The 281-nt window shown below is 66.2% G+C and carries 1 protein-coding gene; it reads right to left on the minus strand.

The genetic code is table 11. The features are described 5' to 3' along the window. Window positions 1-281, minus strand: a 281-nt coding sequence (locus AC1RPN_RS08910) for a hypothetical protein (protein ID WP_481763830.1), incomplete at both ends; no start/stop codon positions are given.

The following is a 281-nucleotide window of genomic DNA, read 5'->3' on the forward strand; positions in this document are numbered from 1 at the left end:
GGTCTCCTTAGTGTGACGCCGCGGTGGGCGAAGAACCGTTCGAAGGTGGTCACGTCGACCGTCGCGTTCTGGGCGCTTTCGCCGATACCAGACGGGTTGTGCAGAGTGATGCGGGAGTTCTCGACAGCGTGAATGAGGACCAGGTGGCCACCCCGCCGAGCGTTGGGGCGTTCAGGGTAGCGGATCTCGGAAGACACAGAGGCGAACGCGACCTGTCCGTCGCGGACGTGCTCGAGGAGGCCGGGCGCCTCAACGATCGGGTGGACGGCGCTGCCGATGCC

This window comes from Dellaglioa sp. CoH-57-MRSF-20 (assembly GCF_056781955.1).